We start from the raw sequence: 21,620 nt of genomic DNA, 5'->3' as shown, positions 1-21,620 counted from the left end.
CAATTGATATAATCTAAGCTAGTGTATTTGTGGTTTATTAGTAGGAGTGAGACATACGATGAATAGAGAAGAGAAGTTGAACAGACAATCGAGAATACGTAACTTTTCGATTATTGCCCATATTGACCATGGTAAGTCAACATTAGCTGACCGGATTTTAGAGAAAACATCTGCGTTAACACAGCGTGAGATGAAGGACCAGCTCTTAGATTCGATGGATCTTGAGAGAGAACGTGGAATTACGATTAAATTGAATGCTGTTCAATTAAAATATCGTGCAAGAGACGGGGAAGATTATATCTTTCACTTGATTGATACACCTGGACATGTTGACTTTACGTACGAAGTATCACGAAGTCTTGCTGCCTGTGAAGGGGCGGTGCTTGTTGTTGATGCTGCTCAGGGAATAGAAGCGCAGACTTTAGCGAATGTATATTTAGCGCTTGATAATGATTTAGAAATTCTGCCTGTTATTAATAAAATAGATTTACCAAGTGCAGACCCAGAAAGAGTTCGTCAGGAAATTGAAGATGTGATCGGCTTAGATGCATCTGAAGCAGTGCTTGCTTCTGCAAAAGCGGGAATTGGGATTGAAGATATTTTAGAGCAGGTTGTAGCACAGGTTCCCCCTCCAGAAGGCGATCCTGAGGGCCCATTAAAAGCGCTGATTTTTGACTCTCTTTATGATGCTTATCGCGGGGTTGTTGCCTATATCCGTGTTATGGAAGGATCAATTAAAGTTGGTCAGAAAATAAAAATGATGGCAACTGGAAAAGAGTTTGAAGTAATTGAAATTGGTGTGTTTACTCCAAAAGCAACTCGTGTTGATGAATTGAATGTCGGGGATGTTGGATATTTAACAGCGGCAATCAAAAATGTTGGTGATACTCGTGTCGGTGATACGATTACGAATGCAAAAAATGGTGCAACAGAACCGCTTCCAGGTTACCGGAAGTTAAATCCGATGGTATTCTGTGGATTATACCCAATTGACACGTCAAAATATAATGACTTACGTGATGCATTGGAAAAACTTGAGCTGAATGATTCAGCGCTTGAATATGAGCCTGAAACTTCACAGGCATTAGGTTTCGGTTTCCGATGCGGATTTTTAGGCTTGCTTCATATGGAAATCATTCAGGAACGGATTGAACGGGAATTTAAAATTGATTTAATTACGACAGCACCTAGTGTTATTTACAAGATTTATATGACAGATGGAGAAGAACTAAGTATCGATAATCCATCAAATATGCCAGATCCGCAAAAAATTGATCATATTGAAGAACCGTATGTAAAAGCGGTTGTTATGGTACCGAATGATTATGTCGGTGCTGTTATGGAGCTTTGTCAGAAAAAACGCGGTATTTTCATTGATATGCAGTATTTAGATGAAACTCGTGTGAGTGTAAACTATGAATTGCCGCTTTCTGAAATTGTTTATGATTTCTTTGATCAGTTAAAATCAAATACAAAAGGCTATGCCTCATTTGATTATGAATTAATCGGCTACAAACCGTCTAAACTAGTGAAAATGGATATACTTCTAAATACGGAACAAGTGGATGCCCTATCGTTCATCGTTCATAGAGATTCTGCATATGAGCGTGGAAAAGTTATTGTTGAGAAATTAAAAGAACTTATCCCGCGTCAGCAATTCGAAGTTCCGATTCAAGCTGCAATCGGTCAAAAAATTGTTGCGCGTTCAACGATTAAAGCAATGCGTAAAAATGTTCTTGCTAAATGTTATGGCGGGGATATTTCACGTAAGCGTAAACTGCTTGAGAAACAAAAAGAAGGTAAGAAACGGATGAAACAAGTCGGCTCTGTAGAAGTGCCGCAAGAAGCATTTATGGCTGTCTTGAAAATGGATGATAATTAATGGAAATGGATAGCCGCAGGCAAAAAAGCTCTGCGGCTTCTTAATTTACAGTATAATTTTTGTATGAAGTACGGAATCTGGCTTAAGTGTCTCGCTCTTATTAGGTGCTTACGCTTTTTATTAGAGAAGGTGGAAATTTTGATACAGTCGGCATATATTCATATCCCTTTTTGCCATCATATTTGTCATTATTGTGATTTTAATAAAGTGTTTTTTCATAATCAGCCGGTAGATGAATATTTAGATGTTTTACAAATGGAAATGAAGAACAGTATAAAGAAATACCCTACATCAGCGTTGAAGACGATTTTTATCGGCGGAGGAACACCGACAGCACTTGATGCAAGACAGCTTGACCGTTTACTGCAAAGTATCCATGAAGAGCTTAAACCGACAGAGCAGTTAATAGAATTTGCTGTTGAAGCAAATCCGGGAGAGCTGACGATTGATAAATTAGAAGTATTAAAAAATGGCGGAGTAAACAGATTAAGCGTCGGTGTACAAAGCTTTAACGATGAATTGCTTGCTAAAATCGGCCGTGTTCATAGAAAAGAAGATGTATTCAGGACATTGAAACTTGCAGAAAAAGCTGGGTTTACGAACATGAGCCTTGATTTAATGTACGGTTTACCTGGACAGACAGTAGAGGATTTTAAGGAAACATTAGATATTGCATTTTCGCTAAATGTCCAGCATTACTCTGCATATTCTTTAATCGTCGAGCCGAAAACAGTTTTTTATAATTTAATGAAAAAAGGACGTTTGTCCCTTCCGCCGCAAGATGAGGAAGCTGTTATGTATGAACTAGCAATGAATGAGATGGAGAAACATGGCTTTAAGCAATATGAAATTAGTAATTATGCAATACCGGGTTATGAAAGTGAACATAATTTAACATATTGGAATAATGAATATTACTATGGATTCGGAGCAGGCTCACATGGGTATGTAAATGGATACCGGACAGCAAACTATGGTCCGTTAAAAAAATATATGGAACATGTCCATGAAACAGGTTTAGCACAAATGGAAATCCATGAAGTGATGGATAATGAAAAGATGGAAGAAGAGCTTTTTCTAGGATTACGAAAAACAGCAGGTGTCTCAAAGTCCAAGTTTCAATCTAAGTTTAATACGGAATTAAATGCTGTATTCGGCAAACAGATTGAAGAGCTTGCTGCAAAAGAATTACTGTTGGAAACAGAAGATTCCATTAAATTATCACGCAGGGGAAAACTGCTTGGAAATGAAGTGTTTCAGGAGTTTATAGGTGTGATTTAATAATTGACATTTTTCGCGCGTTTTGATACCTTTTATAATATAATTAGCACTCTCTAAGTGTAAGTGCTAACAGAGGTGATATAGTTGCTTACAGATCGCCAATTGTTGATCCTTCAAGTTATTATTGATGATTTTATTAGCTCAGCTCAGCCAGTTGGTTCTAGGACGTTGGCGAAAAAGGGTTTAATTACATTTAGTTCTGCAACCATTCGCAATGATATGGCTGATTTAGAAGATTTGGGGTTTATTGAGAAAACTCATAGCTCATCAGGCAGAATTCCTTCTGAAAAAGGATACCGCTATTATGTAGATCATCTCGTATCTCCAAAGCGGCTGACACGCAATGAAGTTTCAACGATTAAATCCATTTTTGCAGAAAGAATTTTTGAATTGGAGAAAGTTGTTCAAAAATCTGCACAAATACTTTCCGAACTTACAAATTATACATCGATTGTACTGGGGCCGAAAGTAAATGAAAATCAATTGAAGAGGCTGCAAATTATTCCGATTAATGAGAATACTGCTGTTGCGATTATTGTGACGAATACCGGGCATGTTCAAAATAAAACAATTACGTTTCCAGATACAATTTCACCGAGTGAGATTGAGCAGATGGTTAATATTTTGAATGAGCGTTTATCAGGAGTACCGTTAATCGATTTACAGGATAAGATTTATAAAGAAGTAGTAAATGTATTGAAATATCATATTCAAAATTATGATTCAATACTGAAGATGATGGCAGAGACTCTTGCTGTTGATAAAAATGAAAAAATTTACTTTGGCGGCAAGACGAATATGCTCAGTCAGCCCGAATTTCACGATGTGGAAAGAATCAAGGCGCTTTTATCGATGATTGAAGAAAAAAATGAGCTGTACGAACTTCTTAAAACGAAGGGTACCGGTATTTCTATTAAGATCGGGAAAGAAAACGAAAATATAGCGATGGAAAATTGCAGCTTAATAACAGCTACTTATGCTTTAGGGGAAAAACAAATTGGTAAAGTTGCTATTCTCGGACCAACGAGAATGGAATATTCAAGGGTCATAAGTCTACTGCAATATGTAACGAGTGACATGTCAAAAGCTTTAACACAATTGTATCATGAGTAGAATCGTTGGCAATATTGGATAAAGAACTGATTTGAAAAGGAAATGTCCGGCTTCTCCGGTTCAAATGTCTGATTATAATCAGGGAAGCCGATTTCCTTTTAAATATACTAATCTTTATTCCATTTAAAGTATTCATACTAATATATAAAACTTAAGATGAAGGAGGTGAAAGATCGTGTCAGATGAAAAAAAAGCTGTTGAAAATGAAGTGGAAGAAGTAATCGAACCCGAAGTAGAAATTTTAGATGCAGATGAAAATGTCAGCAGCGGGGAAAATGCGGAAGCGAATGAAAAAATCGCAGAATTAGAAGCTAAATTGGATGAAGCAGAAAACAAAATGCTGCGTGTACAGGCTGATTACGATAACTTTAGAAGACGCAGTCGCCTTGATCAAGAGGCTGCACAAAAATATCGTGCCCAAAGCTTAGTTACTGAAATTATACCTGCTCTTGATAATTTTGGAAGAGCATTACAAATAGAAGCAGATGATGAAAAAACGAAATCACTTTTACAAGGTATGGAAATGATTCATAAACAGCTTATCCAAGCTCTTCAAAATGAAGGTGTGGAAGTGATTGAATCTGTCGGCTTACCTTTTGATCCGAATTTCCATCAGGCTGTTATGCAAGTAGAAGATGAAAACTTTGAAAGTAATACAGTTGTTGAAGAACTGCAAAAAGGGTATAAGCTAAAAGACAGGGTTATTCGACCAGCAATGGTTAAAGTGAATCAATAAAATTTTACATATGTAGGAGGTTCTAAAGAAAATGAGTAAAATTATTGGTATCGACTTAGGTACAACAAACTCATGTGTCGCAGTTTTAGAAGGCGGCGAACCAAAAGTAATTCCAAATCCAGAAGGTAACCGTACAACTCCATCTGTTGTTTCTTTCAAAAATGGTGAGCGTCAAGTAGGGGAAGTAGCGAAGCGTCAAGCAATTACAAACCCTAATACGATCATGTCGATCAAACGTCATATGGGTACGACACATAAAGAAGAAATCGAAGGAAAAGGTTATACGCCACAGGAGATTTCTGCTATTATTCTTCAGCATTTAAAATCATACGCAGAAGAGTATTTAGGAGAGCCGGTAACAAAGGCTGTTATTACTGTTCCTGCATACTTCAATGATGCTGAGCGTCAGGCAACAAAAGATGCTGGTAAAATTGCAGGATTAGAAGTAGAGCGTATTATTAACGAGCCTACTGCAGCGGCTTTAGCATATGGATTAGATAAAACAGATGAAGATCAGACTATTTTAGTTTATGACCTTGGCGGTGGTACGTTTGACGTATCTATTTTAGAGCTTGGTGACGGAGTATTTGAAGTTCGTTCAACTGCTGGTGATAACCGTCTTGGCGGAGACGATTTTGATGATGTTATTATTGATTATTTAGTTGCTGAGTTCAGAAAGGACAATGGCATCGACTTATCAAAAGATAAAATGGCACTTCAACGTTTAAAAGATGCTGCTGAAAAAGCGAAAAAAGATTTATCAGGTGTTACTTCAACACAAATTTCTTTACCGTTTATCACTGCTGGTGAAGCAGGACCGCTTCACTTAGAGGTTAGCTTAACTCGTGCAAAATTTGATGAGCTTACAGCAGACTTAGTAGAAAGAACAATGGGACCGGTTCGCCAGTCATTACAAGATGCTGATCTTTCTGCAAGTGAAATTGATAAAGTTATTTTAGTTGGTGGTTCTACTCGTATTCCAGCTGTTCAAGAAGCAATTAAACGAGTATTAGGGCAAGAGCCTCATAAAGGTGTTAACCCTGACGAAGTTGTTGCATTAGGTGCAGCTGTACAAGGTGGAGTTATTACTGGTGATGTGAAAGACGTTGTTCTTTTAGACGTAACACCACTTTCACTTGGAATTGAAACGATGGGTAATGTATTCACAAAGCTTATCGAACGTAATACAACAATTCCGACAAGTAAATCACAAGTGTTCTCAACTGCTGCTGATAGCCAAACAGCTGTTGATATTCATGTTCTTCAAGGTGAACGTCCAATGGCTCCAGATAATAAAACATTAGGTCGCTTCCAATTAACAGATATTCCGCCGGCACCACGCGGAGTACCGCAAATTGAAGTAACATTTGATATTGATAAAAACGGTATCGTAAACGTACGTGCGAAAGATTTAGGTACGAATAAAGAACAAACAATTACAATTAAATCTTCTACTGGTTTATCAGATGATGAAATCGAACGTATGGTAAAAGAAGCGGAAGACAATGCTGAAGCAGATAAACTGCGCAAGGAAGAAGTAGAGCTGCGCAATGAAGCAGATCAGCTTGTATTCCAAACAGAGAAGACACTTAAAGATCTTGAAGGCAAAGTTGATGCATCAGAGGTTTCAAAAGCGAATGATGCAAAAGATGCACTTAAACAAGCAATTGAAAGCAATAATTTAGACGAGATTAAAGCGAAGAAAGAAGAATTGCAAACAATCGTGCAAGATCTTTCAGTAAAGCTTTATGAACAGGCAGCTCAAGCTCAGCAAGCACAAGGTGCAGACGGAGCTGACGCAGGTAAAGCTGACGATGTTGTTGATGCGGAATTTGAAGAAGTAAAAGAAGAAAAAGAAAATAAATAATAAGCTTTTAAAAGTCAAAGTCAGGCTTGCCTTGGCTTTGGCTTTTTTAAGTATTTCATCACACATTAACTGAAATATTTATTTTATTACAAGCGATAGAAGGAGCTTGTGCTTTTCTTATTGCTTTTACTCTGTTTAGAGTGATACAATTTATTTTATGTGAGAAATCGGGAGTGAGGAATAAATGAGTAAGCGTGATTACTATGAAGTGCTTGGGTTAGGTAAGAACGCGACAAAGGACGAATTAAAAAAAGCCTATCGTAAGCTCTCAAAACAATATCATCCGGATATTAATAAAGAAGCGGATGCAGATGAAAAATTTAAAGAAATAACAGAAGCATATGAAGTATTAAGTGATGACAGAAAGCGTACGCAATACGACCAATTCGGTCATGCAGATCCTAATCAAGGATTTGGCGGTGGAGCAGATTTTGGCGGATTCAGCGGTTTTGAAGATATTTTCAGTACTATTTTTGGCGGTGCCAGACGCCGTGATCCAAATGCTCCGAGACAAGGTGCTGATTTGCAGTATACGATGACGCTAAGCTTCGAGGAAGCTGCTTTTGGCAAGGAAAGTACAATTGAAATACCACGTGAAGAGACATGTGAAACATGTGATGGAAGTGGTGCGAAAAAGGGCACTTCGGCTGAGACGTGTTCTCATTGTAATGGAACAGGGCAACTGAGTGTAGAACAAAATACTCCGTTCGGCAGAATAGTGAATAAAAGAGCTTGTCATCATTGTAATGGAACAGGAAAATCCATCAAACATAAATGTGCAACATGCGGCGGAGCAGGAAAAGTTAAAAAGAGAAAGAAAATTAACGTTAAAATTCCTGCAGGTGTCGATGATGGTCAGCAGCTTCGTGTACCAGGCCAAGGTGAGCCAGGTGTTAACGGTGGACCACCTGGTGACTTATATGTTGTTTTCCATGTAAGAGGTCATGAGTTTTTTGAACGTGATGGTGACGATATTTATTGCGAAATGCCGCTTACTTTTGCACAGGCAGCATTAGGTGACGAAATTGAAGTACCTACTATTCATGGAAAAGTAAAACTGAAAGTTCCTGCTGGAACACAGACAGGCAGAAAGTTCAGATTATCAGGTAAAGGTGTACCGAATGTGCGCGGGTATGGTCAAGGAGACCAATATGTTATTTTACGCGTATTAACACCGACAAGTTTAACAGAAAAACAAAAAGAACTTTTACGAGAGTTCGCTGATATTAGCGGAGATAAACCTGATGAGCATGAGGAAAGCTTTTTTGATAAAGTGAAACGTGCATTCAAAGGTGAATAATTAAATTTTATATCGTTTTAAATTGGATTGGAGTTGGTAGAATGAAATGGTCTGAAATCAGTATTCATACGACACAAGAAGCTGTAGAACCTATCTCACATATACTGCACGAGGCTGGAGCAAGCGGTGTTGTCATCGAAGATAAAGTGGAGTTACTTAAAGAGAGAGAAAGTGTATATGGAGAGATCTACCAACTAGATCCTAATGATTATCCTGATGAGGGAGTTGTAATCAAAGCGTATGTGCCGGTTGATCATTTTTCACCAGAAAATATTGCTGAAATAAAAGATGCTATTAATAAATTAAGTGAGTATCAAATTGATTTAGGTGAAAATGAACTTCAGATCAATGAAGTGGATGATGAGGACTGGGCAACAGCTTGGAAAAAATACTATCATCCAGTGAAAATCTCGGATCGATTTACAATTGTACCAACTTGGGAAACATATGAGCCGGTTCATTCTGATGAATTAATTATTGAGCTTGATCCGGGAATGGCTTTTGGAACTGGAACACATCCAACGACCGTTTTATGTATTCAGGCGCTTGAAAAAACAGTTGAAAAAGATGATGTTATCATTGATGTCGGTACAGGGTCTGGTGTATTAAGTATTGCAGCTTCCATGTTAGGGGCTAAGGAAGTATTAGCGCTTGACTTGGATCCAGTGGCAGTTGAAAGTGCACATATGAACTGTGAATTAAATAAAGTCGCTAATATTGTTACTGTTAAACAAAATAATCTCTTACATGATATTGAAGGTACGAAAGATGTCATTGTGGCTAATATATTAGCTGAGATTATCGTTCAATTCATTGATGAAGCATATGCATTATTAAAGCAAGGCGGAAAATTCATTACTTCTGGAATTATTGATATGAAAAAAGAGGAAGTGAAGCTTGCCTTAATAAAAGCCGGTTTTGAAGTCGAAGAGACAAAGACGTTAGAAGACTGGGTAGCATATATTGCTGTTAAAAAATAAAGATAACGAAGAAGGTGCCAAGTTTGCAAAGGTATTTCATATCAGAGAAGAAGCAGGAACTAAATACAACTCTTACTATTAATGGGGAGGATGTTCACCATATTTCCCGTGTAATTAGAATGCAGCCGGGTGATAAGATCAGATGCTGTACTTCTGACGGATATGAAGCACTTTGCGAAATTGCTGAAATTACCAATGACCTCGTTTCTTGTCATATTATAGAATGGTTAAGTGTTAATCATGAGCTGCCAGTTCGCATTTCCATTGCGAGTGGGCTGCCTAAAGGGGATAAGCTTGAGTGGATTATTCAGAAGGGCACCGAACTCGGAGCTTATTCGTTTATCCCTTTTAATGCTGCCCGTTCCATAGTAAAGCTTGATGATAAAAAGGCAGGTAAAAAAATAGAGCGCTGGCAAAAAATTGCGAAAGAAGCAGCTGAGCAGTCTTATCGCAATATAGTCCCACATGTTTTTAAACCGAAGAGCTTTACTGAATTATTAGGTGAAGCTAAATTATATGATGTAAAGATTGTCGCTTATGAAGAAGCCGCTAAAGCGGGTGAAAAGAAAAATTTAGCCAAAGCCTTCGAACAGTTAAAAGAAGGCGAGTCAATGATCGTTGTTTTTGGTCCTGAGGGCGGATTGACTGAAGATGAAATAAAAAAGCTTGAAGACGAGGGTTTTATTATTTGCAGCTTTGGTCCAAGAATATTGAGAACAGAAACAGCACCACTTTATTTATTATCCGCTGTTTCTTATTATTTTGAATTATCGAGGTGAATATTATGCCAACAGTCGCTTTTCATACATTAGGTTGTAAAGTGAATCATTATGAAACAGAAGCAATATGGCAATTATTTAAAGAAAAAGGATACGAAAGAACGGAATTTGAATCATCTGCAGACGTGTATGTCGTTAATACATGTACAGTAACGAATACAGGTGATAAGAAGAGCCGTCAAGTTATTAGAAGGGCGATTCGTAAAAATCCGAATGGCGTTATTTGCGTAACAGGCTGTTATGCTCAGACGTCACCGGCAGAAGTAATGGCGATTCCAGGTGTTGATATCGTTGTAGGAACACAGGATCGTACTAAGATGCTTGACTATATTGAGCAGTATAAAGTGGAAAGAGAACCGATTAACGGTGTCGGCAATATTATGAAGACACGTGTTTATGAAGAGCTCGATGTTCCATCATTTACAGACCGCACACGTGCTTCTTTAAAAATTCAAGAAGGCTGTAATAATTTCTGTACATTTTGTATCATTCCTTGGGCGCGAGGTTTAATGAGATCACGTGATCCGAAAGAAGTAATTAAACAGGCGCAGCAATTAGTTGATGCGGGTTATAAAGAAATTGTTTTAACTGGCATTCATACAGGCGGCTACGGCAGTGATATGAAAGATTATAATTTAGCGATGCTGCTTAGAGAATTAGATGAGAAAGTTCACGGATTAAAACGTATCCGAATTTCATCTATTGAAGCAAGTCAAATAACAGATGAAGTAATTGAAGTGTTAAAGACGTCTGATAAAGTTGTTCGCCACTTGCATATACCAATTCAATCCGGGTCAGATACTGTGTTAAAACGAATGAGAAGAAAATACTCCATGGCATTTTTCGCAGAGCGTCTGGAACGTTTAAAAGAAGCATTACCTGGTTTAGCAGTTACATCAGATGTTATCGTAGGTTTCCCAGGAGAGACGGAAGAAGAGTTTATGGAAACATATAATTTTATTAAAGAACACCGTTTCTCGGAACTTCATGTATTCCCTTATTCTAAACGCACTGGAACTCCTGCTGCACGTATGGAAGATCAAGTGGATGAAGAAGTGAAAAATGAACGTGTTCACCGTTTAATTTCGTTATCAGATCAGCTTGCGAAAGAATACGCTTCTTTACATGAAAATGAAGTGTTGGAAGTTATTCCGGAAGAGCAATATAAAGAAGGTTCGGAGTCAGGTTTATATGTAGGTTATACAGATAACTATTTGAAAGTTGTTTTCCCTGCTACTGAGGAAATGGTCGGTAAGATTGTAAAAGTAAAAATTACAAAGGCTGGTTATCCATACAATGAAGGGCAATTTGTTCGTGTTGTAGAAGATAATGCAGATACACCAATTGAAAATATTAGAATGACTTCTTAAAAAAAAGGGCTGTTGGCCCTTTTTTTATTTTTTCCATTCCTCGTTTTTTTAGAGAGGAAATGGTAACATATTGAAAAGTAATATAAACTGAAAGGAGTAATTTTTATGACTGATTTAGCAAAAATGATTGATCATACAGCATTAAAAGCAGATACAACGAAAGCGGCGATTGAGACTTTATGTACGGAGGCAAAGCAATATTGTTTTGCATCTGTTTGTGTAAATCCGACATGGGTTGAATTAGCCGCAGAACTGCTAAAAGGAACAGAAGTGAAAGTATGTACAGTCATCGGCTTCCCGCTAGGAGCGAATACACCGGAAACAAAGGCATTTGAAACGAAGGATGCAATTGACAAAGGTGCAGAAGAAGTAGATATGGTTATAAATATCGGTGCATTAAAAGATAAAAATGATGCACTTGTTGAAAGAGATATTCATGCAGTCGTTGAAGCGGCTAAAGGGAAGGCGCTAACGAAAGTAATTATTGAAACGAGTCTTTTAACTGAGGAGGAAAAAATCAAGGCTTGTGAAATTGCCGTTAAAGCCGGTGCTGATTTTGTTAAAACTTCTACTGGTTTTAGTACAGACGGGGCTACAACAGCTGATATTTCTTTAATGAGAAAAACAGTTGGTCCAGAAATTGGTGTGAAAGCTTCCGGAGGAGTTCGTGATCTTGAGGGAGCAAAAAGTCTTATTGAAGCTGGTGCAACGAGAATTGGAGCAAGCTCAGGTATTGCTATTGTAAAAGGAGAAACAGCAAAAACTGATTATTAATTAAATTTCATTATCATTTGAGTTGACCAGTTTAAAAGCATATATTATAATTGTTTAGTACATGTATGAAGCATGTTTATTTGATGATTTTCGATTGGTTGTATTCGGAGGGAGGGAAAGAGAATGTCAAAAACAGTTGTTCGTAAAAACGAGACACTTGAAGATGCTCTTCGTCGTTTCAAACGTACAGTATCAAAAAGTGGTACTATACAAGAAGCTAGAAAGCGCGAATTCTATGAAAAACCGAGTGTAAAACGTAAGAAGAAGTCTGAAGCAGCGAGAAAACGCAAATTCTAAAAGAGGGTGTAATTATGAGTCTTCTTGAGAATTTAAATCAAGATATGAAACAAGCGATGAAAAACAAGGAAAAAGACAAATTAATGGTCATCCGAATGGTAAAAGCTGCACTGCAAAATGAAGCTATAAAGCTTGGGCGTGCAGATTTAACTGAAGAAGAAGAGTTGACAGTTCTTTCTCGCGAATTAAAGCAACGTAAAGACTCCCTCCACGAATTTAAAAAAGCTGATCGTATAGACTTAGTTGAAAAAACTCAAGCTGAAATTGCTATCCTTGGCAAATATATGCCAGAACAGCTTTCAGAAGAAGAAGTGCTTCAAATCGTGAAAGAAACGATTTTAGAAGTGAATGCTTCCTCAAAGGCACATATGGGTAAAGTAATGGGAGCACTAATGCCTAAAGTGAAAGGAAAAGCTGACGGCAATTTAGTGAATAAGCTTGTTCAACAACAACTATCATAAATGATTGGTAAGGCATCTTACATTTTGTAAGATGCCTTTTACTATAGCGGAAAAACTAATTTCCTCTTAAGTATAAAATTTTTTACCTTTCCTCCTAAAAAATGAAACTTATTATGAATGTAAAACGTAATAAATGATATGTTTTAATAGAAAGGGGGATTAGAGATATTGTGACTAGAAAGCATTTTTTTCAGTTCGTTATATTATGCGGACTTATCCTGTCATTTTTTACTGGAACAGGCAGTACATTAAGTGATTCTGCTAAAAAGGTATATGTTATACCTTTAGAGGATACGGTGGAAAAAGGATTGTCAGAGTTTATTAAACGATCTGTAAAAGAAGCAGAAGCGCAGCAAGTGGATCATATTCTCCTTGAGATAAATACGCCGGGTGGAGCAGTAGATGCAGCAATGGAAATAGCTGATACACTGCGAGCAACAGATATTCCAGTGACAGCCTTTATTAATCGGCGCGCTCTTTCAGCTGGTGCGTATATCGCATTAAATGCAGATCAGATTTATATCGTTCCGGGCGGAAAAATAGGATCAGCAGCTGTTATTGATCTCGAAGGGAATGCAGCTGATAAAAAAGTAGAATCACTTTGGTTATCAGAAATGAAAGAAGCTGCTGAGCAAAATGGACGTGATCCGAAATATGCACTTGCAATGGCTGATAAAGAGATTGATTTACCTGAATATGGGGCAGGCAAGGGAAATCTCCTCACACTTGATTCAAAACAAGCTCTAGAAGTTGGATATGCAGAAGGCAGTGCCGCAGACCGTGCACAATTAATTAAGGAGCTTGGCTTGCAAAATGCTGAAATTGTTCAGGGGAAGGAAAGTTTTGCAGATAAACTTGCACGATTTATAACACATCCGGTTGTCGTACCTATTTTGCTGTCCATTGGTAGTTTAGGACTTATCATTGAACTTTATTCTCCGGGCTTTGGTTTTCCAGGAACAATGGGAATTGCCTCGCTGTTATTGTTTTTTTATGGGCATTTAGTTGCAGGGCTTGCTGGTATGGAAGCAATCATACTATTTATTGTCGGAATAATTTTAATTATCGTGGAATTCTTTATAGCCGGAGGTATCATTGGTATACTGGGCTTTGGCAGTATTATAATGAGCCTTTATATCGCCTCAGGTAATTTTATTCATATGACGATTTCTCTTTTAATTGCTGCTCTCGTTTCTATAACGGCATCTATTCTTATAGTAAAGGTGTTTGGTAAACGAATGAAAATATTTAAAAAACTTATTTTACGTGATGCTACAACGACTGAAAGCGGTTATGTATCAAATATTACTCGTCACGAGCTAATTGGAAAAACAGGTGTCGCAATTACAACATTAAGACCATCTGGTACAGTAGCTATTGATGATGAGCGGCTTGATGTAGTGACAGAAGGCAGTTACATTGCCACTGGTCAGCATGTGAAGATTATTAAAGTGGAAGGCTCACGCATCGTTGTGAGAGAAATAAAAAAAGACTGATTATAAGAGGAGGAAGAACATGGACGCATCTATTTTATTAATTGCAGGAATAGTTGTAATAGGATTCATTTTATTAGCTGTATTTTTCACTTTTGTTCCAATTGCTCTATGGATTTCAGCATTAGCTGCTGGTGTGCGGGTAAGTATTTTCACTTTAATTGGAATGAGGCTCCGCCGTGTAATCCCAAGCAGAGTTATTAATCCATTAATTAAAGCACATAAGGCAGGAATTCCAGTGACAACGAATCAGCTTGAAAGTCACTACTTAGCAGGTGGTAATGTCGACCGTGTCGTTAACGCATTAATTGCAGCGGAACGTGCGAATATTGAGTTGAGTTTCGAGCGTGCTGCGGCGATCGATCTTGCAGGACGGGATGTACTGGAAGCGGTGCAGATGAGTGTTAATCCGAAAGTAATTGAAACACCATTTATTGCGGGTGTTGCGATGGATGGAATTGAAGTAAAGGCGAAAGCTAGAATAACTGTTCGTGCAAATATCGAGCGTTTAGTCGGTGGAGCCGGGGAGGATACAGTTATTGCGCGTGTCGGTGAGGGAATAGTTTCTACAATTGGTTCCCAAACAGATCATAAGAAGGTATTAGAAAATCCTGACATGATCTCGCAAACGGTTTTAAGCAAAGGCTTGGATTCTGGAACAGCATTTGAAATCCTCTCGATTGATATTGCTGACGTTGATATCGGTAAGAACATTGGTGCAGAGCTTCAAACAGAACAAGCGGAAGCTGATAAAAAGATCGCTCAGGCGAAGGCCGAAGAGAGACGTGCAATGGCTGTTGCACAAGAACAGGAAATGGTTGCCCGCGTTCAAGAAATGCATGCAAAAGTTGTGGAAGCGGAAGCGACAGTTCCACTTGCAATGGCGGAAGCTCTACGAACAGGTAATATCGGTGTAATGGATTATCTTAACTTAAAGAATATTTCAGCTGATACAGATATGAGAGATTCTATTGGAAAACTGAGTAAAGACCAGAATGATGATGAAAAGAAATAATAGGATAAATTCAGCTCTCAACAAAGGAGGGGGCTTGTAATGGACTTTTCTGATTTATTAACAAACCCGCTCATAATTGGAGCAATTATTTGGTTTGTTTCTAAGATTTTTACAGGAAGAAAACAAGAAGAAGAAAATAAACGGAAAGAACGCCCGATTCAAGTTCCGAACCAACAGGAGCGCCCTAAACCGGTTTTTACAACAGCTGGTAGGGAAACTGAGAGAAGGAATAGAAAAGAAGCTGCTGCTCCTCCTTCACCTGTTCAAGAAGCATCTGAACAGGTGAGAGAAAGAATGAGACAGAGAGAAGCTTCCAATCGAACGAAAGAAACAGTTTCCCGGCTGAATCAGCCTAGAAAACCATTATTAAATGAAAGCAAAAAGGATAATGAAATGTTCTCATTTAATAAGAAAACGGTTGTCCGAGCGGTTATTTATAGTGAAATATTAGGAAAGCCAAGAAGCAAAAGCCCGCATTTTAAGAGGAGGCATTCCTAATATAACTCCTTTTCCAAGGAGAAGGCGAATATAAATTATAGTTATAGAACCCCCTTTTTTCTCATACATATGAGATGAAAGGGGGTCTTTTTTTATGGCAAGAAAATGGCGTCAGCAGCTTACAAGATGGATAACAAATACTGCTCAGCTTCCACCAGATGTCATGATGGATTTGCCACGGATTACGATGGTAGGGCAACTTCATATTTACATAGAAAACCATAGGGGACTCCTAACGTTTCGTGATAATGAGCTTCGTCTACTTTTAAAACAAGGTCAGCTTCTCATAAAAGGTGAAGGTTTCGTTATTAAAACAATTTTACCTGAAGAAATTTTACTGGAAGGAAAAATAAACGAAGTTTTATTTTTAGAAAAAGTGGAGTAATGAACTTGCCAGCTTTCCTAATAAAAAAGTTCAAGCCATTATTAGTAGGGGGATGGGAATGAAGAATCATTGGACGAGTTATCTATTTGGAACCGTTAGGGTCATAATTTCAGGAAGAGGGACAGAAAGGTTTTTAAATGATTGTATACGAAAAAGAATTATTGTTTGGAACGTGAAAAAACGGGGAGAGGCTGTTACTTTTTTTATTCGGATAAAAGATGTACATGCACTTAGGGAAGTTGCGAGGAAAAATGAGTGTAAATGCAGATTTGGGCGCAGGCTCGGTTTACCATTTCTTATGAAACGGTCGTTGAGAAACAGCGGCTTTGTTATCGGTATTATTTCGTTTCTTTTTATTGTTTTTGCACTTTCAAATATGGTATGGGGCGTTAAAATTGAAGGGGCAAAACCAGAAACCGAACATCAGATAAAAAAGGAATTAAATCGAATCGGAATAAATGTGGGGAAGTTTCAGCCGTTTGCGCCGAATCCCGATAAGATTCAAAAAGAAATTACCGATAATATTAAAGAAATTACATGGATAGGCGTAGAATTAAAGGGAACAATATACCACTTAAAAGTAGTAGAAAAAAATCAGCCTGAAACGGAGAAATATATTAGTCCAAGAAATATTGTTGCCAAGAAAAAAGCGATTATTTCAAAAATGTTCGTTGAACAAGGAGAGCCTGTTGTATTTGTTAATGAATATGTAAATAAGGGGCAATTACTCGTTTCGGGATTAATTGGTAAAGAGGATGAAAAAGAAGAAGTAGCTGCTAAAGCTGAGATTTACGGAGAAACATGGTACCGTTCAACAGTTACTGTACCGTTAGAGACGAGTTTTAATGTCTTTAGTGGGGAAGCTAAGAACAAGCATTTTATCCGCTTTTGGTCATTCGATCTTCCAGTATGGGGTTTTTCAAATGAAATGTATTCTTCTTATGAAGTAGAGGATGATGATCGCAAACTGAAATTTTTGAACTATACTTTACCTATTTCATATCACAAAGAAATTTATCGTGAGAAAGAAAACGTAAAGCGAAGCTATACTGTTGAACAAGCGAGAAAAGCGGGAATTGAAATGGGGAAAAAGGAAATAGAGAAGAAATTGGGAGAAGATGGTGAAGTAAAGGGAGAAAAAGTTTTGCATGAGACGAATGAGTTTGGTAAAGTTAAACTAAACATACTCTACCGTGTAACGGAAGATATTGTTCAAACTACACCAATTGTTCAGGGAGACTAAATAATGCCAGAAGAATTAGTGACAATGAATCAACAATTAGATAATCCGAATGAAGCAATCGCTTTATTTGGGAACAATGATGTTCATTTAAAAAGAATAGAAGATGAATTGCAAGTTTCAATTGTAACAAGAGGCGGAGCTGTGTATGTTCAAGGCGAGCAATCCAGCGTTCAATTAGTGGATGAAATGTTTAAATCTCTTTTAATAATTATTCGAAAAGGGATCAATATTAGTGAACGCGATATTATTTACGCAATTAGTATGGCCCAAAATGGCAAATTAGATCAATTTGAAAATTTGTACAATATGGAAATTACTAAAAATGCTAAAGGAAAGTCCATTCGAGTTAAAACGCTTGGACAAAGTCAATATGTAACTGCCATTCAAAAAAAGGATCTCGTTTTTGGAATTGGCCCGGCTGGTACCGGAAAAACATATTTGGCTGTAGTAATGGCCGTGAATGCATTGAAAAATGGTTCTATTAAAAGAATTATTTTAACTCGGCCGGCAGTTGAAGCTGGAGAAAGTCTAGGGTTTTTACCTGGAGATTTAAAGGAAAAGGTTGATCCATATTTAAGACCATTATACGATGCACTTCATGATGTGCTTGGAATGGAGCATACGGTAAGGCTCATTGAGCGCGGGACGATTGAAATTGCGCCGCTAGCTTATATGAGAGGGCGTACTTTAGATGATGCTTTCGTTATTTTGGATGAGGCACAGAATACGACGCCGGCACAAATGAAAATGTTTTTAACAAGATTAGGTTTTGGCTCTAAAATGGTCATTACAGGTGATGCTACACAAATTGATTTGCCAAGAGGAGTAAAGTCAGGTCTAGCTATTGCCAGAGAAGTACTGGCAAATATTAAAGGGATTGAGTTTATTGAGCTTGAGCAGTCAGACGTTGTTCGACATCCGCTTGTGGCGAGAATTATTAATGCTTATGAACAAATAGAAGATGAAAGATAAGCGAAAAAGCCATTAATCCGATTAGCTCCTTTAGAAGCTCGCCAATTGGCGAGTTTTCTTTGGAAGAAAAGAAAATACAGGCTGAAATTCATTCTAATTAAGTAGATTCCTAATAAGGTGGTGCCTTCTATGGAAAAAGACGGGATGCGATCAAAAAGCCATCATCTGTTTAGACAATTAAGAGAGTATCGTTTCTTGAATATTTTTCTATACTTCATTTTAGGGGCTGTTATTTTTGCAGCTTTATACAGTAATATAAAACCGGAAACATTAGATGTTGAGTTATTTTCTTTATCAGATCAGACGATCTATGCACCAATAACAGTAGAAGATAAAATTGAGACAGAAAGAAAACAGCAGGAGGCCTATGATTCTGTCGAAGATCAGTATGTCCTAAGAAGGGAAATTACAGATAAGCAGGTGGATCTTGTTTCTTCGATTTTTGATACGATTATAGAAGTAAATGAGGAATCTAATTCCGCTGAAAAAGGGAAAAATAAGACTTTGCCAATAGAGGAAGCAAAGTTAAAAAGCCTGCAAAAAAAATTAACTTCTTCGATAAATGAAAGAATTCCAGAAAATGTTTTTGAGACATTATTAGCCGCAAAAAATGATGAATTGAAAATGGCTAAAGATGCAGTCGTTACAGCGGTTAACAATATTATGAGCAAGGAAATTCCGATTGTTCAGCTTACGGAAGCAAAAAACCAGGTGCATGAAGAATTACAATATGCGCCGCTCCGTCAAGACATTCTTAAATCGGCAACAGAGCTTGGAAAATTTGCAATTACTCCAAACTATGTGTTTGATTTAGAAGCAACGGAAATAAAGAGGCAGCAAGCAGTCGATAATGTAAAAGAAGTTCAAATTAAGCAAGGACAGATTATCGTTGAAGAAGATGAGCTTATTAATCGGGAAATTTACCGGAAATTAGGCCTCGTCGGTTTATTGGATAATGAGAAATCGTATAAGCCTTTTATAGGAGCCGGCTTACTTATTTTATTAATTGTTGCTGCTATTATTTACTATTTTGAAAAGCTTGAAAAACAAGCTTTAAAGAAAAATAATTATCTTCTCCTCTATTGTCTTATTTTCTCCATAACGATTTTATTACTGAAAATTGTTAGCTTGTTTCAAAAAATTGATTATACATATATTGGTTATGTTGTCCCGATTGCGATGGGACCGATGCTTATTAAGCTCCTCATTAATGAGAGATTAGCTATTTTAACGAGTATGATTTTAGCTGTAACTGGAAGCATTATTTTTAATGAAGGTGTTACAGGAACATTTAATTTCCAAATTGGTATTTATTATTTATTTGGCTGTCTCGGTGGCATATTATTTTTAGGCGAGCAAAATTTAAGATCAAAAATTTTACAAGCCGGCTTATTTGTAGCGTTAATTAATCTCATTATTATTAATGCAGTTATGCTTATTACTAATGGAACATATTCAAACTTAGAAACAGGGTCCTACTTTATTATGGCAAGTGTTTCAGGGCTTGTTTCTTCTGTACTGACGATTGGTTTTATGCCGTTTTTTGAAACGGGATTTGGTATTTTATCTGCAATGAAATTAATTGAGTATTCAAGTCCTAATCATCCTTTACTAAGAAAGATATTAACGGAAACGCCAGGTACTTATCACCATAGTGTTATGGTAGCTAATTTATCTGAATCAGCTTGTGAAGCAATTGGAGCGAATGGGCTTTTAGCAAGGGTTGGCGCTTATTATCATGATATTGGAAAAACAAAGCGTCCGAGGTATTTTATCGAAAACCAAATGAATATTGAAAATCCCCATAACAAGCTCTCTGCACAGCTAAGTAAAAATATCATTATCGCTCACGTTACGGACGGAGTGGAGATTTTACGTAAACATAAGATGCCAAAAGAATTTATTGATATTGCGGAACAGCATCATGGAACAACGCTTCTCAAATACTTTTACCATAAAGCGAAGGAAACGAATGATGCTATTTATGAAGATGAATTTCGCTATCCAGGTCCAAAGCCGCAAACAAAGGAGATAGCGATTATTTCTATCGCTGATAGTGTAGAGGCTGCAGTACGTTCGATGTCCAATCCGACACCGGAAAAAATTGAAAAGCTGGTAAGGTCGATTATTGCTGACCGATTACAGGATAATCAGCTGAATGAATGTGATATTACATTAAAAGAGCTTGATATTATTGCGAAATCTTTCTGTGAGACATTGAAGGGAATCTTCCATTCAAGAATCGAATACCCGGAATTAAATAAAAAACAGAAGGAGAAAAAATCATGAGACTAGATATTGATCTTATCGATGAAACAGAGGAACTGACAGAAGAAGAAATAAGTAAAGTCGAGGAATTACTGCAGTTTGCAGCTGAAATGGAAGCTGTGGAACAAGATACGGAATTAAGTGTCACATTTGTATCAAATGAGCGTATACAAGAAATAAATAAAGAATATAGAGATAAGGATCAGCCTACAGATGTCATCTCATTTGCGCTGGAGGAAATGGGAGAGGGAGAACTTGAAATTATAGGCTTGGACATGCCGACAGTTTTAGGGGATATTATTATTTCTATTCCTCGTGCGAGAGAACAGGCGGATGAATATGGTCATACATTTTTAAGAGAATTAGGCTTTTTAGCTGTTCATGGTTTCTTACATTTACTAGGATATGATCATATGAATGAGGAAGATGAGAAAAAGATGTTCAATAAGCAAAAGGAAATATTAGAACAATATGGACTCAAAAGATCAGCGGAATAATGGATTGAAACGATTTTTGAGAAGTTTTGTTTTTGCATCGGCAGGTATTAAAGACACATTCCAGACGGAAAGAAATTTTAAAATTCATTGTATTATTTCAGTTGCTGTCATTATCACTTCTATTATAATCTCTCTATCACGAGTAGAATGGATCATTGTTCTTTTTCTGATAGGAGGCACTCTTGCCCTGGAGCTTATTAATACAGCTTTGGAAAAGATTGTTGATTTAGTAACATCTGAGTATCATCCATTGGCGAAGGCAGCAAAAGATGCGGCTGCAGGAGCAGTATTCATTTATGCTATCTTAGCTGCTATTATTGGAATGATTATATTTTTTCCGAAAATATTTTTATAATAAAAAGATATAATGCGGGAAATTTACAAAAATATTACAAACGGTATAGAAGGA

21 protein-coding genes are annotated in these 21,620 nt (G+C 37.2%); all 21 read left to right on the top strand.

All coding sequences use genetic code 11. The annotated features are described in order from the left end of the window. Positions 1 to 58 precede the first annotated feature (58 nt). The 21 genes from lepA to BFA01S_RS02105 all read left to right on the top strand — a co-directional run bounded on the left by lepA (position 59) and on the right by BFA01S_RS02105 (position 21,566). The gene (gene lepA / locus BFA01S_RS02205; RefSeq protein WP_066225266.1) at positions 59 to 1,882 is read left to right on the top strand and encodes a translation elongation factor 4; all 1,824 of its coding nucleotides are present in this window, start codon (positions 59 to 61) and stop codon (positions 1,880 to 1,882) included. A 138-nt stretch (positions 1,883 to 2,020) separates the two neighbouring features. Next, the gene (gene hemW, locus BFA01S_RS02200) at positions 2,021 to 3,163 is read left to right on the top strand and encodes a radical SAM family heme chaperone HemW (RefSeq protein WP_066225264.1); all 1,143 of its coding nucleotides are present in this window, start codon (positions 2,021 to 2,023) and stop codon (positions 3,161 to 3,163) included. Between the two features lie 84 nt (positions 3,164 to 3,247). Continuing rightward, positions 3,248 to 4,276: a heat-inducible transcriptional repressor HrcA gene (hrcA, locus tag BFA01S_RS02195; RefSeq protein WP_066225262.1), complete on the top strand. Its 1,029-nt coding sequence runs from the start codon at positions 3,248 to 3,250 to the stop codon at positions 4,274 to 4,276. Positions 4,277 to 4,448: 172 nt separating this feature from the next. Continuing rightward, on the top strand, positions 4,449 to 5,012 hold the full coding sequence (gene grpE, locus BFA01S_RS02190) for a nucleotide exchange factor GrpE (protein WP_412758781.1): 564 nt from the start codon (positions 4,449 to 4,451) through the stop codon (positions 5,010 to 5,012). 31 nt (positions 5,013 to 5,043) lie between these two features. After that, on the top strand, positions 5,044 to 6,879 hold the full coding sequence (gene dnaK, locus BFA01S_RS02185; protein ID WP_066225258.1) for a molecular chaperone DnaK: 1,836 nt from the start codon (positions 5,044 to 5,046) through the stop codon (positions 6,877 to 6,879). A gap of 184 nt (positions 6,880 to 7,063) precedes the next feature. Then, positions 7,064 to 8,179, top strand: coding sequence for a molecular chaperone DnaJ (dnaJ, locus tag BFA01S_RS02180; RefSeq protein ID WP_066225254.1), 1,116 nt, complete (start codon positions 7,064 to 7,066; stop codon positions 8,177 to 8,179). A 41-nt stretch (positions 8,180 to 8,220) separates the two neighbouring features. Continuing rightward, entirely contained in the window at positions 8,221 to 9,159 is a 939-nt protein-coding gene (gene prmA, locus BFA01S_RS02175; RefSeq protein WP_066225252.1) for a 50S ribosomal protein L11 methyltransferase, read from the top strand. A 23-nt stretch (positions 9,160 to 9,182) separates the two neighbouring features. Then, positions 9,183 to 9,938, top strand: a complete 756-nt coding sequence (locus BFA01S_RS02170) for a 16S rRNA (uracil(1498)-N(3))-methyltransferase (protein WP_066225250.1) — start codon at positions 9,183 to 9,185, stop codon at positions 9,936 to 9,938. A 5-nt stretch (positions 9,939 to 9,943) separates the two neighbouring features. Beyond that, positions 9,944 to 11,308, top strand: coding sequence for a tRNA (N(6)-L-threonylcarbamoyladenosine(37)-C(2))-methylthiotransferase MtaB (gene mtaB, locus BFA01S_RS02165; protein ID WP_066225248.1), 1,365 nt, complete (start codon positions 9,944 to 9,946; stop codon positions 11,306 to 11,308). Positions 11,309 to 11,413: 105 nt separating this feature from the next. Continuing rightward, a complete protein-coding gene (gene deoC / locus BFA01S_RS02160; RefSeq protein WP_066225247.1) occupies positions 11,414 to 12,082 on the top strand; it encodes a deoxyribose-phosphate aldolase in 669 nt (222 codons plus the stop codon). Between the two features lie 123 nt (positions 12,083 to 12,205). After that, complete coding sequence (rpsU, locus tag BFA01S_RS02155; protein ID WP_066225245.1) at positions 12,206 to 12,379, top strand: 30S ribosomal protein S21; 174 nt, start codon at positions 12,206 to 12,208, stop codon at positions 12,377 to 12,379. Between the two features lie 14 nt (positions 12,380 to 12,393). Further along, complete coding sequence (locus tag BFA01S_RS02150; RefSeq protein ID WP_066225243.1) at positions 12,394 to 12,840, top strand: GatB/YqeY domain-containing protein; 447 nt, start codon at positions 12,394 to 12,396, stop codon at positions 12,838 to 12,840. A 170-nt stretch (positions 12,841 to 13,010) separates the two neighbouring features. Beyond that, the gene (locus tag BFA01S_RS02145; protein ID WP_082799818.1) at positions 13,011 to 14,336 is read left to right on the top strand and encodes an NfeD family protein; all 1,326 of its coding nucleotides are present in this window, start codon (positions 13,011 to 13,013) and stop codon (positions 14,334 to 14,336) included. A gap of 19 nt (positions 14,337 to 14,355) precedes the next feature. Then, the gene (gene floA, locus BFA01S_RS02140; RefSeq protein ID WP_066225240.1) at positions 14,356 to 15,348 is read left to right on the top strand and encodes a flotillin-like protein FloA; all 993 of its coding nucleotides are present in this window, start codon (positions 14,356 to 14,358) and stop codon (positions 15,346 to 15,348) included. 39 nt (positions 15,349 to 15,387) lie between these two features. Beyond that, the gene (locus BFA01S_RS02135; protein ID WP_066225239.1) at positions 15,388 to 15,846 is read left to right on the top strand and encodes a hypothetical protein; all 459 of its coding nucleotides are present in this window, start codon (positions 15,388 to 15,390) and stop codon (positions 15,844 to 15,846) included. A gap of 94 nt (positions 15,847 to 15,940) precedes the next feature. After that, positions 15,941 to 16,231: a sporulation protein YqfC gene (yqfC, locus tag BFA01S_RS02130; protein WP_066225235.1), complete on the top strand. Its 291-nt coding sequence runs from the start codon at positions 15,941 to 15,943 to the stop codon at positions 16,229 to 16,231. A 58-nt stretch (positions 16,232 to 16,289) separates the two neighbouring features. Further along, positions 16,290 to 17,474 (top strand): sporulation protein YqfD, encoded by a 1,185-nt coding sequence (gene yqfD / locus BFA01S_RS02125; RefSeq protein WP_066225234.1) that lies wholly within the window; start codon positions 16,290 to 16,292, stop codon positions 17,472 to 17,474. A 3-nt stretch (positions 17,475 to 17,477) separates the two neighbouring features. After that, the gene (locus BFA01S_RS02120; RefSeq protein ID WP_066225232.1) at positions 17,478 to 18,446 is read left to right on the top strand and encodes a PhoH family protein; all 969 of its coding nucleotides are present in this window, start codon (positions 17,478 to 17,480) and stop codon (positions 18,444 to 18,446) included. Positions 18,447 to 18,575: 129 nt separating this feature from the next. Beyond that, on the top strand, positions 18,576 to 20,735 hold the full coding sequence (locus BFA01S_RS02115) for an HD family phosphohydrolase (RefSeq protein ID WP_066225229.1): 2,160 nt from the start codon (positions 18,576 to 18,578) through the stop codon (positions 20,733 to 20,735). Beyond that, entirely contained in the window at positions 20,732 to 21,211 is a 480-nt protein-coding gene (gene ybeY / locus BFA01S_RS02110; protein WP_066225226.1) for an rRNA maturation RNase YbeY, read from the top strand. The genes BFA01S_RS02115 and ybeY overlap by 4 nt, the downstream gene beginning before the upstream one ends. Beyond that, positions 21,186 to 21,566, top strand: a complete 381-nt coding sequence (locus BFA01S_RS02105; protein WP_066225224.1) for a diacylglycerol kinase family protein — start codon at positions 21,186 to 21,188, stop codon at positions 21,564 to 21,566. The genes ybeY and BFA01S_RS02105 overlap by 26 nt, the downstream gene beginning before the upstream one ends. Positions 21,567 to 21,620: the final 54 nt, after the last annotated feature.

The organism is Metabacillus fastidiosus NBRC 101226, from assembly GCF_001591625.1.
Classification (GTDB): Bacteria; Bacillota; Bacilli; order Bacillales; family Bacillaceae; genus Metabacillus; species Metabacillus fastidiosus.
This window is presented reverse-complemented; position numbering and strand designations above follow the sequence as displayed.